The 13,492-nt window shown below is 60.0% G+C and carries 13 protein-coding genes; 1 reads left to right on the plus strand and 12 read right to left on the minus strand.

Going from position 1 to position 13,492, the window contains the following annotated elements:
* Position 1: 1 nt before the first annotated feature.
* The 11 genes from B5G42_RS03445 to B5G42_RS03495 all read right to left on the minus strand — a co-directional run bounded on the left by B5G42_RS03445 (position 2) and on the right by B5G42_RS03495 (position 10,920).
* On the minus strand, positions 2-886 hold the full coding sequence (locus B5G42_RS03445; protein WP_087266624.1) for a 3-keto-5-aminohexanoate cleavage protein: 885 nt from the start codon (positions 884-886) through the stop codon (positions 2-4).
* Between the two features lie 104 nt (positions 887-990).
* Positions 991-2,004 carry an enoyl-CoA hydratase/isomerase family protein gene (locus B5G42_RS03450; RefSeq protein ID WP_087187979.1) on the minus strand — a complete coding sequence of 338 codons (1,014 nt, stop codon included), beginning with the start codon at positions 2,002-2,004 and terminating at the stop codon, positions 991-993.
* Between the two features lie 40 nt (positions 2,005-2,044).
* Positions 2,045-3,061, minus strand: a complete 1,017-nt coding sequence (locus tag B5G42_RS03455; protein WP_087266626.1) for an enoyl-CoA hydratase/isomerase family protein — start codon at positions 3,059-3,061, stop codon at positions 2,045-2,047.
* Positions 3,062-3,108: 47 nt separating this feature from the next.
* Positions 3,109-4,281 carry a thiolase family protein gene (locus B5G42_RS03460; RefSeq protein WP_087266628.1) on the minus strand — a complete coding sequence of 391 codons (1,173 nt, stop codon included), beginning with the start codon at positions 4,279-4,281 and terminating at the stop codon, positions 3,109-3,111.
* A 1-nt stretch (position 4,282) separates the two neighbouring features.
* The gene (locus tag B5G42_RS03465) at positions 4,283-4,933 is read right to left on the minus strand and encodes a CoA-transferase (protein ID WP_087266630.1); all 651 of its coding nucleotides are present in this window, start codon (positions 4,931-4,933) and stop codon (positions 4,283-4,285) included.
* Positions 4,934-4,946: 13 nt separating this feature from the next.
* The gene (locus B5G42_RS03470; protein ID WP_087266632.1) at positions 4,947-5,600 is read right to left on the minus strand and encodes a CoA transferase subunit A; all 654 of its coding nucleotides are present in this window, start codon (positions 5,598-5,600) and stop codon (positions 4,947-4,949) included.
* A gap of 1 nt (position 5,601) precedes the next feature.
* Complete coding sequence (locus B5G42_RS03475) at positions 5,602-6,831, minus strand: L-lactate MFS transporter (protein WP_087266634.1); 1,230 nt, start codon at positions 6,829-6,831, stop codon at positions 5,602-5,604.
* Positions 6,832-6,842: 11 nt separating this feature from the next.
* Positions 6,843-7,805 carry a 3-hydroxyacyl-CoA dehydrogenase family protein gene (locus B5G42_RS03480; RefSeq protein ID WP_087187973.1) on the minus strand — a complete coding sequence of 321 codons (963 nt, stop codon included), beginning with the start codon at positions 7,803-7,805 and terminating at the stop codon, positions 6,843-6,845.
* A 268-nt stretch (positions 7,806-8,073) separates the two neighbouring features.
* Positions 8,074-8,358 carry a hypothetical protein gene (locus tag B5G42_RS03485; protein WP_087266636.1) on the minus strand — a complete coding sequence of 95 codons (285 nt, stop codon included), beginning with the start codon at positions 8,356-8,358 and terminating at the stop codon, positions 8,074-8,076.
* Positions 8,339-9,619: a DUF362 domain-containing protein gene (locus tag B5G42_RS03490; protein ID WP_087266638.1), complete on the minus strand. Its 1,281-nt coding sequence runs from the start codon at positions 9,617-9,619 to the stop codon at positions 8,339-8,341. Before B5G42_RS03490 ends, B5G42_RS03485 begins: the two co-directional genes overlap by 20 nt.
* A gap of 29 nt (positions 9,620-9,648) precedes the next feature.
* Entirely contained in the window at positions 9,649-10,920 is a 1,272-nt protein-coding gene (locus B5G42_RS03495; RefSeq protein ID WP_087266640.1) for an MFS transporter, read from the minus strand.
* Positions 10,921-11,118: 198 nt separating this feature from the next.
* Here B5G42_RS03495 and B5G42_RS03500 point away from each other — a divergent pair, with 198 nt between their 5' ends.
* A complete protein-coding gene (locus B5G42_RS03500; protein ID WP_087266642.1) occupies positions 11,119-12,072 on the plus strand; it encodes a LysR family transcriptional regulator in 954 nt (317 codons plus the stop codon).
* A gap of 68 nt (positions 12,073-12,140) precedes the next feature.
* Here B5G42_RS03500 and B5G42_RS03505 read toward each other — a convergent pair whose 3' ends face one another.
* On the minus strand, positions 12,141-13,478 hold the full coding sequence (locus B5G42_RS03505; protein ID WP_087188949.1) for an MATE family efflux transporter: 1,338 nt from the start codon (positions 13,476-13,478) through the stop codon (positions 12,141-12,143).
* Between the last annotated feature and the right edge of the window lie 14 nt (positions 13,479-13,492).

A 13,492-nucleotide genomic window follows, 5' to 3' on the forward strand; every position in this document is an offset into this window, starting at 1 on the left:
ATCAGTCGATCCCCAGAGCGGCGCGGACCTTCTCGCCGTCAAAGGCGGGGATGCCCAGGATCTGGCGGGCCTCGGCGGGGGTAGCGGGGGTATTGCCGAAAGCCTTGACAGCGGCCACGGCACGCTCCACCAGCATATGGTTGGTGGCCATGATCTTCTTGCCATTCTCGTCCACGCCAAAGACCACATTGTCCTCCATGCCCACACGGATGTGGCCGCCCAGGGCCAGGGCCGCGAACATGATGGGCAAATGACCCTTGCCCACACCGAAGGCGGACCAGGTGGAACCGGCGGGGATGTGATTTACCAGATAGAGCAGGTTCTCCACGGTGGCAGGCATACCGCCCAGCACGCCCAGGCAGAACTGATAGTGGCAGGGAGTGGGCAGGTGGCCCTTCTTCACAAAGTAGTCGGTAACACCCAGCATACCGGCGTCAAAGATCTCGATCTCCGGCTTGGTGCCCTTCTCCATGTACAGGTCGCCCAGCTGCTGGAGGAACTGGGGAGAGTTGATGAACACACCGCCGGGCATCCAGTTGAAGGAACCAGCGTCGTAGGAGCCCATCTCAATGCCGGGCAGCTCCTTGTGGTGCGCCATACGCTCCTCATCGGTGGCGGGATGCTGGGGAGAGGCGCCGGAGGAGGTGCAGTTGATGATGACGTCACAGTCCTTGTGGCTGCGGATCAGGCGGATGGTCTCACGGAACTTCTCCTTGTCCATAGCGCCCAGGCCGTCGTCGGCACGCATATGCAGGTGGACCACAGCGGCGCCCAGCTTCCAGGCGTCATAGGCCTCGTCGGCGATCTGCTGGGGGGCCTCGGGGATCTTGTAACCCGCGGGGGTGACCGCGCCGGTCAGCGCAGCGGTAATGATGGTCTTTGCCATTTCAGTTCCACTCCTTTTTCATGGTTCCGCGCCGGCATCCGGCACGGTTTAGGAAACAGGTATGGGAAAAAGAGGCCGGATACGGCCCCTTCTTCCCTGTTGGATTAAAATTCGTAGCCTTCCGGCTCGTTGCTGTGCTCAAAGACGAAGGGATTCTCGATCTCTCCGGCCTTGACCTTCTGCCACCACTGGTTGGCCTTCTGGGGCATGGTGCGCCAGCTCTCGGCGGTCTGGGGCTGCTCCATGTCGTGGGTGGCGTAACGCCAGTCGTTCACGCGGCTGATGTACTTCTCATCCTGCTGGGCGGAATTCTCGTCGCCCAGCTCCCCGGCGGCCACCCGCAGCAGAGAGCCATACTGCTCAGACACGGTGTGCAGCTTCAGGTCCTCCACCAGCAGCTTCTTCAGAGGACGCTTGGCCAGGTTGGACATGATGGTGCGATTCTCGTAGGGCATGGTCTTCCACATCCGGGCGATCTCCCAGGCCCGCTCCAGCACCTTACCCTTGGGCAGCACCTCGTTGACCATGCCCCAGTCCAGCATCTGCTGGGCGGTGAACTGGCGGGAGGTCATCATATAGTAGTTGCCCCGCTTGGTGCCGAAGAAGTGCTGGCACATCAGGCCCATGCCGTCGCCGGGCACCAGGCCGCCCTGAGCGTGAGGCACCTCCATCTTGGTGTCCTCGGAGCACAGGGTGATGTCGCACAGCATGGCGGAATCCCAGTGGAAGCCGGGGCCGGGGATGGCGCCGATGGTGGGCACATCCAGATCAAAGATCATGTTCTTGATCAGGTTGGTGTCGTCAAAATACTGATGCTGGAACCGCTCGGTGGGCAGCTTGGAGTAGGTCTCCCAGCCGTTGGCGTCCGACTCGATCATCCAGTTGTCGCCGATGTGGGTATAGATGATGATCTCGTTCTTATAGTCCAGGCTCAGCCAGCGGGTCAGCTGGCTCATGGCCCGGTGGGACATACCGCTGTGGTGCATGGGGCCGTCGTTGGTCTTCCAGGTGACCTGGACGATGCCGTCCTCACGCTTCAGATCGGCGAAGTCTTTAAACCACTCTTTATACTCGTCAAACTCAGGCAGCTTGACGTAATCAGCCATAGGCTTTCCCATTACAGTAACCTCCAATACTCAAATCATGCCGGGGTTTGGCTTACTTCTCGTCGGGGCGATAGGGCTTCACCGGACGGCTGGGATCGAAGGGGTTGACCTCCCGACCGGCCTCCACTTCCTTGAACCACTCGATGGGCTTGGTACGGAAGCCGGCCCAGCTCTCCCGGGTGGGAGGCTGCTGCATCCAGTCGTGGCAGTAACGCCAGTCGTTGGTCTGGCTGATGTACTTCTCGTCCTGCTGGGCGGCGTTGCGGTCGCCCATGTCGCCGGCGGCGATGCGCAGCAGAGAGCCGTACTGCTCGGACACAGTGTGCAGCTTCAGATCCTCCACCAGCAGCTTCTTCAGAGGACGCTTGGCCAGGTTGGACATGATGGTGCGGTTCTCGTAAGGCATGGTCTTGAGCATCCGGGCGATCTCCCAGGCGCGGGCCATAACCTGATCCTTGGGCACCACTTCGCTGACCATGCCCCAGTCCAGCATCTGCTGGGCAGTCCACTGACGGGCGGTCATCATGTAGTAGTTGCCCCGCTTGGTGCCGAAGTAGTGCTGAGCCATCAGGCCCATGCCGTCGCCGGGCACCAGGCCGCCGTGGGCGTGGGGCACCTCGATCCAGGTATCATCGGAGCAGATGGTGATGTCGCTGAGCATGGCGGAGTCCCAGTGGAAGCCGGGGCCAGGCAGCACACCGATGGTGGGCACATCCAGATCGAAGATCATGTTCTTGATCAGGTTGGTGTCGTCAAAATACTGGTGCTGGAACCGCTCGGTAGGCAGCTTGGAATAGGTCTCCCAGCCGTTGGGATCGGACTCGGTCATCCAGCTGTCGCCGATGTGGGTGAAGATGATGATCTCATTCTGGTTGTCCAGGGACAGGATGCGCACCAGCTGGCTGATGGCCCGGTGGGACATACCGCTGTGGTGCATGGGGCCGTCGTTGGTCTTCCAGGTCACCTGCAGGATGCCATCCTCACGGTACAGGTCCGCGAAATCCTTGAACCACTCCTTGTACTCGTCCAGCTGGGGGAGCTTCACATAATCGGCCAAAGGCTTACCCATAATCAATACCTCCATAAAATGGTCAATATAATAATTGTTGTGTCAATTTATTCCGCTTTGAAGATACCGGCCGCGCCCATGCCGCCGGCAATGCACATGGTCACCAGGGCGTACTTGCCGCCGGTGCGGTGCAGCTCAGAGATGGCCTTGCAGGACAGTACCGCGCCGGTAGCGCCCAGAGGATGGCCCAGAGCCATGGCGCCGCCGTTGGGGTTGACCTTGGCGGGATCCATGCCCAGCTCCTTGATGCAGGGGCTGACCTGAGCGGCAAAGGCCTCGTTGAGCTCGATCACGTCCATATCGTTCACGGTGAGGCCAGTATACTCCATCACCTTGGGCACGGCGTAGATGGGACCCAGACCCATATAGGCGGGGTCCAGACCGCCCACGCAGAAACCCAGGAAGGAGGCCAGAGGCTTGATGCCCAGCTCAGCGGCCTTGTCCCGGCTCATGAGCACCAGGAAGGCAGCGCCGTCGCTGGTCTGGGAAGAGGTGGCGGCGGTGACCCGGCCATTCTCCCGGAAGCAGGGCTTCATGGAAGCCATCTTCTCCATGCTGGTGTCACGGCGGATGCCCTGGTCCTTGTCAAAGACGATGGGATTGCCCTCGGCATCCACGCCGGGCAGAGGGATAATCTGATCGTCAAAGTAACCGGCGTCCTGGGCATGAGCCGCCTTCTGATGGCTGGCCAGGGCCAGAGCGTCCATCTCCTCCCGGGTGACGTTGTACTTCTCAGCCACATTCTCAGCGGTCTCGCCGTTGGAGATGTACTGATTGGGGTCGTGCTCCAGCAGCCAGGGGTTCATGTCGCCGCTGCGGTCCAGAGTCATGGGCAGAGCCGTCATGGACTCAATACCGCCGGCCACGATGCAGTCGGCCTGTCCGGCCTCAATCTGCCAGGCAGCCAGGGCCACAGCCTGGAGAGAGGAGGAGCAGAAGCGGTCCACGGTGAGGCCGCAGGCGGTGTAGGGCAGTCCGGCACGGGCGGCCACCAGGCGGGCAGGGTTGAGGCCCTGCTTGGCCTCGGGGATGGCGCAGCCCAGGATCACATCCTCCACCAGAGCGGGGTCCAGCTGGGGGATCTTCTCCATAACACCCTTCAGCACCAGGCCGCCCATGTCGATGGGATGAAGCTGACGCAGAGCGCCCTTCTTACCGGATTTAGCTACAGCGGAGCGGCCGTAGGCCACGACCACTGTTTTGCTCAGCGGTTTTGCCATATCAATCTTCCTCCATTTCAATCAGATCGGGGGCCACCAGGAGCTTGGGCTCCACAGCGGCCTGAATTTCTTCCACAGTATGACCCTTGCGGATCTCAGCCAGCACCAGGCCCTCCGGGGTCACGTTGATGACGCAGCGGTCGGTGACAATATGGTCCACGCAGCGGATGGCGGTGAGAGGCATGGTACACTGGTTCACCACCTTGGGCGCGCCGTTCTTGGCCACCAGATCCATGGCCACAATCACCTTCCGGGCGCCGTTGCACAGGTCCATGGCGCCTCCCATGCCGAAGGCCCGGCCGGGAGAGGCCCAGTTGGCCAGATCACCGTTGGCGGATACCTGAAGGCCGCCCAGCACGGTGGCAGCCAGCCGACCGGACCGGATGACACCGAAGGACATGGCCACATCGAAGGCGCTGGCGCCAGGGACAGGGATAAAGTTTACGCCGCCGGCATTGACGAACCGCTCGTTCATCATCAGGCCCTCATTCACTGTGGCGCCGATGCCGATAAAGCCATTCTCGCTCTGGAAGAGCACCCCTTCGGCGGCATAGCTGCCGCAGAGGCTGGGGATACCGATGCCCAGGTTGACCACGTCGCCGGGTTTGAAGTAGGCAGCAGCCCGCTTGGCGATAAAGTTTCTGTTGTCCATCTGCTCCCCCTCCTTACACCAGAATCATGTCCACGAACATACCAGGCACCTTTACTTCATCCGGGCCGATCTCACCCAGATCGCAGAAGTGATCGCACTCCACGATGGACAGGTCGGCGCAGGTGGCGATGACCGGGTGGGAAGCATGGCCGCTGCTGCCCCGATAGGCCAGGTTGCCCAGAGGGTCGGCCTTCCGGCAGCGAGTCAGGGCCACGTCGGCGTGGAGCGCGGTCTCCAGCAGGTACTTCTGACCATCAACCTCGATGATCTGCTTGCCCTCCTCCACCACGGTACCCAGGCCGGTCTTGGTGAGCACGCCTCCCAGGCCCATGCCGCCGCAGCGGATGCGCTCGATGAAGGTACCCATGGGGATAAGCTCGGCCTTCAGGGAGCCGTCCTGAATACGGGCGTTGGTACGGGGATTGGTCCCCACATGGGTGGTGATCATTTTGTCCACCCGCCCGGCCTCAATGATGCGGCTGATGCCCATGCCGGGGTCGCTGGAATCGATGGAATACACCGTCAGATGCTTGGCCCCGCTCTCCAGCACGCAGTCAATGAGCCGCTCCGGCATATAGTTGTTGGTCTGACCACCAATGGCGATGGTCTGGCCATCCTTGAAACTGGCGATGATCTGCTCCATGGTACGTACTTTACTTAATTCCATATCATTCTCCTTTGCGGGACACAGGTTTCAGGAATCGGGAGAGGACCAGGCCAACTGCCGCCAGCACCGCGGCAGTGACATAGGCTCCGGTATAGCTTCCCCCTCCCATAGTTTTAAAGGTAGTAGCCAGGCTGGGCCCGATGAGACTGGCCAGGCCGAACACCACATACATGACGCCGTAGTTTTCCGTGATGTACCGGGGGCCGAACATCCGGGCGGTGAGGGGTGTGAGGATGGAGGCCAGGCCGCCATAGCAGGAGGCCGCCACGCCCATCAGCACCAGCACCAACACCTCCTGCCCCACCACGGCCAGCAGGCCCATGGACAGGATGCACAGCACAAAGACCGCACCAGCGGTATTGACCAGTCCCAGCTTATCCGACAGGCTGCCCCACAGAAAGCGTCCGGCCATGTTGCAGGCGGCAAACACGCTGACGAAAAGGGCCGCTCTGGAGGAGGAATAGCCCAGGGACTGCTGGAGGATGGGAGATGCCTGGCTGATGACGATGACGCCGGCCACCAGGCCGCAGGTGAACACCACAACCATCTTCCAGAAGGTTCCGGTACGCACCATCTGGCCCCGTCTCAGGTCGGCGGCCCCTCCCTTCTCCCCCCTGCTCTTGGGCGCCATAGCGGCCTGAAAACCTTCGGGCGGATCAATCAGAAGCAGGGAGGCGACCAAAATAATTACGGCAAAGAGGATGCCCAGCACCTGAAAGGCCCGGTCCATGCCCACACCCTCCATCAGCGCCGCGGCGGTAGGGGCCCACAAAATGGCGCCTGAGCCGTAGGCGGCGGTGCCCAGTCCGGAGGCCAGTCCGGATCGGTCCGGGAAGAGGCGCACCACATAGGCCATCATGCTGGGGTAGATGAAACCTACGCCCAGTCCGGAGATCACACCGTAAAACAGATAGAGCTGCCAAATCTGGTTCATCCATCCCGTCAGCAGCAGTCCGCCGCCGAAGAGAATCGCACCTACGATCACACCGGCCCGGGTGGACATACGGCGGATCAGTCCGCCGAAGATCAGAGGCGCCATGGTGGAACACAGTACCGTAATGGTATAGGCCAGGGCCACGCCGGAGTCAGCCCAGCCGAAACGAGTCACAATGGGGTTTTGCAGCACGCTCCAGGCGTAGCCGAAGCCGGCGCAGACACAGATCACCATGGCGGAAATGAGACAGACCCAGCGCCGCCGGGTAAACGCGGTAAAATCCTTCGGGAAAGTCATGAAACCTCCTCTTACAGCTTGCGGTGGAGTTTCAGCAGCTCAATGAGCATCTGATCCCGATACTTGGCGCAGTCCTCATTGGTGTGGCCGATGTGATCGGGGAAATTGGCCATCTCCTTATCCACACCAGGCTGAGCCACCTCGGCCCAGTTGTCGGGCTGATGGGTCCAGGAGGCCATGTCAGCCAGCCAGCGGTCGCCGGAGTTGCCCAGCATCTGCACCATACCGGTGAGGCCGCCGGGGTTGCCCAGCTGCATGATCATGTTGTGGCCGAAGATGGCCCAGCGCAGGCCGGGGCCGTATACCAGGGCCTTATCTGCGTCCTCTACGGAGCACACGCCCCGCATGACCAGATCCTGCACCTCACGGTAAAGGGCCAGCTGGAGCCGGTTGGCAATAAAGCCGGGGCACTCCTTGCGCAGCAGCACCGCCTCCTTGCCGATGGACTGATAGAAGTCGTAGGCCAGCTGGAGCAGCTCCGGATCGGTCTTGTCGCCGGAGGTCAGCTCCACCAGGGGAATCAGATGAGGGGGATTGTAGGGGTGGGCACCCACGCACCGCTCCGGGTGAGCCGCCTGGGCTGCGATATCACTGACCAACAGGCCGGAGGTGGAGCTGGCATAGATGGCGTCGGCGGAAGCATACTCCTCCACCTGGGCCAGGATAGACCGCTTGATCTCCAGCCGCTCAGGGCCGCTCTCCTGGATGAACTGGGCGTTCTTCACCGCCTCTTCCATGGAGGTGGTCAGCTTCACCCGGTCGGCGATCTCCTGCCGCCGCTGGGGTGTCACTGCCTTGAACTGCTCCAGGGCATCCAGGCTCTTGTGCATCTGAGCCTGACTCTTGGCCAGCTGCTCGTCATTGATATCGTACAGAACCACATCCAGGCCCTTCATGGCAAACTGAATTGCCCAGCTGGAACCGATCACACCGCCGCCCACACAGGCCACTCGCTTGATCTCTTCCGGTTTCATATGTAAATCCAGCTCCTTTCACTGTGTAACCCGGCGGCGTGCTGGCGCCGGCGGTCCGTTGGGATCCAGGTTCGAGAATAGAGTCAGAGCCCTGGAAAGACACTCTTTCAGGGCAAGCTGACTCTGTTCCCGCGCAGGGCGTCCCGTTCTTGGACTTCAAAGCCCTGCGCCCTGCCGGGGCGTGATCCCATCCCGCCCCGGCAGAACATCTGTGGAATTATAGCGGAGGCCTGTATCCGAACGGGTTCAGGCCTCCCCTTCCCCGCTCTCAGCTGCAGTGATAGCGCAGGCTGGTGGCGGCGCGCACCATCTCGTCCCAGTTGGAAAACTGGGTGCTCTCCTTGACAAAGCTGTCCAGCAGAAGGGGCGCATAGACAATGGTATCCGCCTTCCAGTTGACCATCACCGCACTGGAGAATTTGAACCCGTCAAAGTTCTCAAAGCGGGTGTTCTGCTGCATGAATTCGTCGGTAAAGATATCCTCCAGCAGCTTCATCAGTTCCGGTGCGTCTGTCAGGGTCACATAGCCCTGATTAAGTCTTGTCTGTTCCATAGAACTTCGCAGCCTCATTCTCCACATAGCCGCGCCAAGCGGGGGCGTCGATTTCCATCCGCTCGCGGATCCAGTGCATCTGCTCGGGCTTACCGGTCATAGCCTCCTTGCGGAGGATGGACATATACAGGGAGCCCTCTCCGGGGGGGCACCCCTGGAGGAAGAAGGCGTTGGGATGATCCTTCAGATGCTTGCGGGCGCAGTTGCCGTGGAGCATAATCTTTTCATCGGGAGTATCGGGAGACAGGGTGTTCTTGCCGCCGGCCACGATGACCATATCAGTGTTCTTATCGTAGACGCCGATAGCCTTCAGGGTCTCCATGTTCAGGGTGAGCAGAGCCTGGCAGCTGGAGCAGGCACCCTCGCAGTGGACCTCATACTCAGGCCAGCGGTTGCGGATGTCCTCCAGGTAGGGAACCCACATCTTGGTGGAGCAGGCGGCCAGATCGTCGCCCACGACCTCGATCTTGTCCCGCTCGGTGGTACCCAGACCGGCCTCCTGGGCTACACGGAAGTAGTCCACGCCGTCGGGATCGATGCCAACCAGCTCGCAGGCAATACGGTCCAGAGCCACGGGGTCATAGGAGCCCATGATGCAGTCCACCTCGATGGGCACGGGAGTGTGGGGGGAGTAGCCGCTGGCGGCGTGCATCACATCCATGATGTTGATGTCGGCCCGGCAAGCCCACCACACATCCATCATAGCCATGGTCAGGTTCTGCTGGTGCATCTGCACATGGACCTGATCCTGCACCACGCCCTTAATGTTCTTCAGCGCGCCGGAGAACACCATGCTGGCGTGAGCCTTCAGGATGGGCAGGTTGATGATGTGCTCGGCCTCCAGCAGCAGGCGGGGCAGCTTCACATGGCTGATGTTGGAGCGGTAGCCGCGGACAGCCACATTGATGAGGTCCTTGTCCCGCTTGATGTCGACCAGCTCCACGCCCTCTTCCTCGGCCACCTTGGCAATGCCGCAGGCCTCATAGCACTCGATGGTGTCGCAGCCAACGGCGGCGGCCTCAGCGATGACGATGCGCTTGGGATTGGCCTTCTTGACCTCGCGGATCACGGCGCGGACGGTCTCGGGGTGAGTACACACGGCAAACTCCGGGGGAGCCGCATGACCGGCGTTGGGCTTGAGTACTACAGTAGAGTTGGGCTCGATCATCTTGGTCACGCCGCCCATCATGTCAAAGACGCGGGTAACGTTTTCCTGCACGTCCTTGCCATGGGCAAGCGCCACAGTAGAGTTCTTGCTCATAGGGTTACCTCCTTTTGTATTTGGACCGCTCACTTTTTATGGGCGGCCATGTAGTCCTGGTCATACTTGTGATCCTGCAGAGCCAGAATCAGCAGGATGGAAATAAAGGCCAGTACCGCGAAAACGATGTAAGCCACGCTCAGGCTGTTGAACAGCTGCTTGATCAGGCCATTGACAGCAAAGTTGAGCATGAAGATGATGCTGGTCAGGGGGAACACCACGCTGTTGACCTTGGCGTAGCCCACCCGGCCGAACACGGAGCCGGGAACGGAGTTCATCAGGTTGGGAGCGGCAGCACCCAGGAAGCCGATGATCACCAGGGACACCCACACCAGAGGCATGATGCCGCTGACGTTACACAGCATGGCGATGATGTACAGAACGCCGGTGAGCACGCCCGCCTTCTTGATGCCAAGTTTAAACACGATGCGGCCGAAGATCACCGAACCGATGATGCCGATCACAGCGATGGCGCTCATAACGCCGGTGGCCATACCCAGATCCATGCCCACCTCCATGTTGCGGGAAACCAGCTGGGTCATAATACCCATCTGAACCAGCATCAGCAGGCCGGTGGCAAACACACACAGCCACACTTCCTTGGTCCGCAGCAGCTTGCCGGTGGTCCAGCCCGCATCGGAAACCTCGGGGGGCTTGGTGGAGTAGTTAGCCTTGAACTCGGCCTCAGTGACGTTATCGGGATACAGGCCTCGCTCAGTGGGGGTATTGCGCAGCAGGATGGCGCCGATCACGCCCACCACCACAGCCACAATGCCGCAGATCATGGAGCTGGTGCCGATGCCCATGGCGCCCACCATCACGGTGAGCAGGGGGACAAAGAGCATGGTGCCCAGATTGGAACCCATGGCCACAACGCTCATGGCCTGGCCCTGCTTCTTGGGGAACCACATGGCCACCAGGGTACCGATGCCCACAAAGGAGCCGGCGCTCAGGCCGCCGCCCACGCAGCACATGGCGATGAGATACATGGGCACGTTCACGGCGTTACCGGCAGCGATGTGACCCAGGCCCGCCAGAATCAGGCAACCGGCAGCCACCTTACTGGGGCCGATGCGCTGATTGACCTGGCCGGCCACAATGGCCACCAGAACGCCAATCACACCGGCAATGGAGTTCATGGTAAGGATCAAACTTTGATCCACGTTCAACTTTTCCGCTACCGCGGGAGAGATCACGTTGGTGCCGTCAGCAAAAAAGCCGCCGTTGCTGAAGAAGATCAGCAAACCGAAGATCAGCAGAAACCAACCCCAGGCACCAAAGCCTCGCTTCGTTTGTTCCATACTTTCACATTCCTTTTTACACATTCCATCTGGGCAGACCGGACAGCTCCGCCTGCCCTTCCCTCTTGCGTAGCATTGCCTGACGTTCCGGATCGTCTTGGAGCGATTATCAGTATAAGCTTTACAAGCATTTTTGAAAAATATATAATGTTTACAACAGTATAAACAATTCATATACTTACCAGGAGGAAACTTGGCATGGAACTTTCACAGCTTCGGTACTTTTCTGCCGTAGCCCAGTTGGGTAATATGTCCAAAGCGGCTGAGACCATGTTTGTGTCACAGCCCAATCTGAGCACTTCCCTGTCCCGGCTGGAGGAAGAGGTAGGGGTCCCGTTGTTTGAACGCAGGCGGGGCAAGATCACCCTGAATCAGAGCGGCGAGTGTTTCCTGCGCTATGTGGATCAGGCTTTGTCTGCCCTGGAAAAGGGCATACAGGAGGTACGCAACCTTAACGCCGACCGCCCAGAACCCCTGTCTATCGCCTGTATGGTGGACGATACGATCATGCTTCAGCAGTTTCTGCTGAAAAATCCAGATATCAGTTTGAATCATCAGCGTGCCGACCTGCCCTCCGTCACCGAAATGCTGGAGCGTCAGGAAGTGGATCTGGCCCTCACCGTACTGGAACCTCCGGGAGACGATCTGGCCTTTGAACGGCTGTATGAGTGTGACTTTGTGCTGCTGCTCAACCGCGCCCATCCCCTGGCCAGCTGCCAGAGTATCAGCCGTCAGCAGCTGGCGGGCGAGCACCTGGCCATCGACGGCTCCCGCGTCAACCGGACCACCTTCTGCGCCGCTGAAGAAAAAATGGGAAACAACCCCATCATCGACTATGATGTGCGGCACCTGGAACTGCTGCTCTCCCTGGTGGAGGCAAACCGCTGCATCTCCATTGTACCGTCAGTGAAATACCGGGAACTGCGGCTGCTGGGCAAGCACAACGATGTGGTCTGCCGGCCCTACTCCGACGGCGCACCGGTGGCCTATTTCGGTATCGCCTACCACAAGCGCCGTCCGCTGAACGCTCAGGGCAAGCGCTTTCGGGACTTTGTGCGCGACTATATGCAGGGTATTGACCGGGCCTATGAGGCTCTGATGGATCAGGTCCGCTCCGAGATTGCGGACGGTGTATCCCAGAGCACCATCTGACCTGAGCGCATATAAAAAGCCCCCGCTGAGGACCATTTGAGGTCCTCAGCGGGGACTTTTTCATTCTGTTATGCTACGTTCTTTGCGATTTTCCAGCGGTTGGAACGGTAGAACCACCAGCCCACCGGCACCGAGCTGGACACCGCAATGCCGCAAGCCAGATAAACACCGTAAATGCCCATAAAATGCTCCAGAATCACCGCCAGCACCAGACGGACCACGATGCAGTTGAGGAAGGAGTTCCACATAATAAACACCGTGTGGCCCGAACCAGTGGCCAACGTGTTATAGGTGTACATACCTGCATAGAAGAGCTGGCATACAATCTCAATCCGCAGGTTGATGACGGCCCAGTGCTGAACCTCCGGGTCGGGGGTGAAGATCATCACCAGCCAGGGAGCCAGGACCTCGGCCAGCACGATGATGACTGCCGCCATACCCAGGGACAGCTTCATACAGGTCTTCATCACCTGCTCCGCCCGGTCGTACATCTTGGCGCCCAGGCACTGGGCGCACATGGTGCCGGCGCCGGTGGTGAGCGCGGACAGGAACAGCTGGCAGAAATCCCGGATTTTATTGGAGGCTCCGTTACCGGCAGACACCGCCACACCGTATTTGTTCACCAGGCTCAGCACCACCAGCCAGGAAATGCTGGCGATGGTCCACTGGAGGGCCACCGGCAGACCCAGCTTCAGGGTCATACCCACCACGCGGCGCTCCGGGCGCAGGTACTTCAGCCGCAGGCCCAGGCTGTCCCTATGGATCAGGCTGAACACCAGGGCTGTTATAAAAGACACCGCCTGACCAATTACAGTGGCCATAGCCGCGCCTGCCACACCCATCTCATAGACCGCCACAAACAGAATGTCCAGGATTACATTGAGGCTGACGGACACAATGATGCAGTACAGCGGGATGCGGGAATTTCCCACCCCCCGCAGAATGGCCGACAGTGCGTTATACCCAAAGATGAACAACAGACCGATGCCGCAGATTCCCAGGTAGGCCACCGAATCCTCCATGGCAGGGGCTTTCAGCAGCGTCAGGAAGGGCCGGCCCAACAGCAAAATCGCCACGGTAAACAAAATACCGGTGATAACGCCCACCGTGAAGGTATTACCTGCCGCTTTCTTGCGCTCCTCGTCCGCGCCGCTGCCAAAGTAGCGGCCCACCAGGATGTTGCCGCCCACCGTCAGGCCTATGGCCACCTGGGTCAGCATATTCATGATGACGCTGGAGGTGTTGATGGCGGAGATACCGTTATCTCCGATGAAATGACCGGCGATGATAATGTCCGTGATGGAATAGATGGCCTGCAGCAGGCTGGATGCCACCAGGGGCATGGCGTATCGAATCAGCTTGCGGCTGACACTCCCCTCGGTCAGATTGTTCTGAAGGGCGGGCATACCCATCCTCTCCT

The sequence above is a fragment of the Flavonifractor sp. An91 genome (genome assembly GCF_002159225.1).
Classification (GTDB): domain Bacteria; phylum Bacillota; class Clostridia; order Oscillospirales; family Oscillospiraceae; genus Flavonifractor; species Flavonifractor avicola.

Coding starts and splice junctions, on each gene's coding strand:
- B5G42_RS03465 (WP_087266630.1), bottom strand. CDS start 4,933: ATGGACAACAGAAACTTTATCGCCAAGCGGGCTGCTGCCTACTTCAAA.
- B5G42_RS03505 (WP_087188949.1), bottom strand. CDS start 13,478: ATGCCCGCCCTTCAGAACAATCTGACCGAGGGGAGTGTCAGCCGCAAG.
- B5G42_RS03445 (WP_087266624.1), bottom strand. CDS start 886: ATGGCAAAGACCATCATTACCGCTGCGCTGACCGGCGCGGTCACCCCC.
- B5G42_RS03460 (WP_087266628.1), bottom strand. CDS start 4,281: ATGGCAAAACCGCTGAGCAAAACAGTGGTCGTGGCCTACGGCCGCTCC.
- B5G42_RS03495 (WP_087266640.1), bottom strand. CDS start 10,920: ATGGAACAAACGAAGCGAGGCTTTGGTGCCTGGGGTTGGTTTCTGCTG.
- B5G42_RS03500 (WP_087266642.1), top strand. CDS start 11,119: ATGGAACTTTCACAGCTTCGGTACTTTTCTGCCGTAGCCCAGTTGGGT.
- B5G42_RS03455 (WP_087266626.1), bottom strand. CDS start 3,061: ATGGGTAAGCCTTTGGCCGATTATGTGAAGCTCCCCCAGCTGGACGAG.
- B5G42_RS03490 (WP_087266638.1), bottom strand. CDS start 9,619: ATGAGCAAGAACTCTACTGTGGCGCTTGCCCATGGCAAGGACGTGCAG.
- B5G42_RS03450 (WP_087187979.1), bottom strand. CDS start 2,004: ATGGGAAAGCCTATGGCTGATTACGTCAAGCTGCCTGAGTTTGACGAG.
- B5G42_RS03480 (WP_087187973.1), bottom strand. CDS start 7,805: ATGAAACCGGAAGAGATCAAGCGAGTGGCCTGTGTGGGCGGCGGTGTG.
- B5G42_RS03470 (WP_087266632.1), bottom strand. CDS start 5,600: ATGGAATTAAGTAAAGTACGTACCATGGAGCAGATCATCGCCAGTTTC.
- B5G42_RS03485 (WP_087266636.1), bottom strand. CDS start 8,358: ATGGAACAGACAAGACTTAATCAGGGCTATGTGACCCTGACAGACGCA.
- B5G42_RS03475 (WP_087266634.1), bottom strand. CDS start 6,831: ATGACTTTCCCGAAGGATTTTACCGCGTTTACCCGGCGGCGCTGGGTC.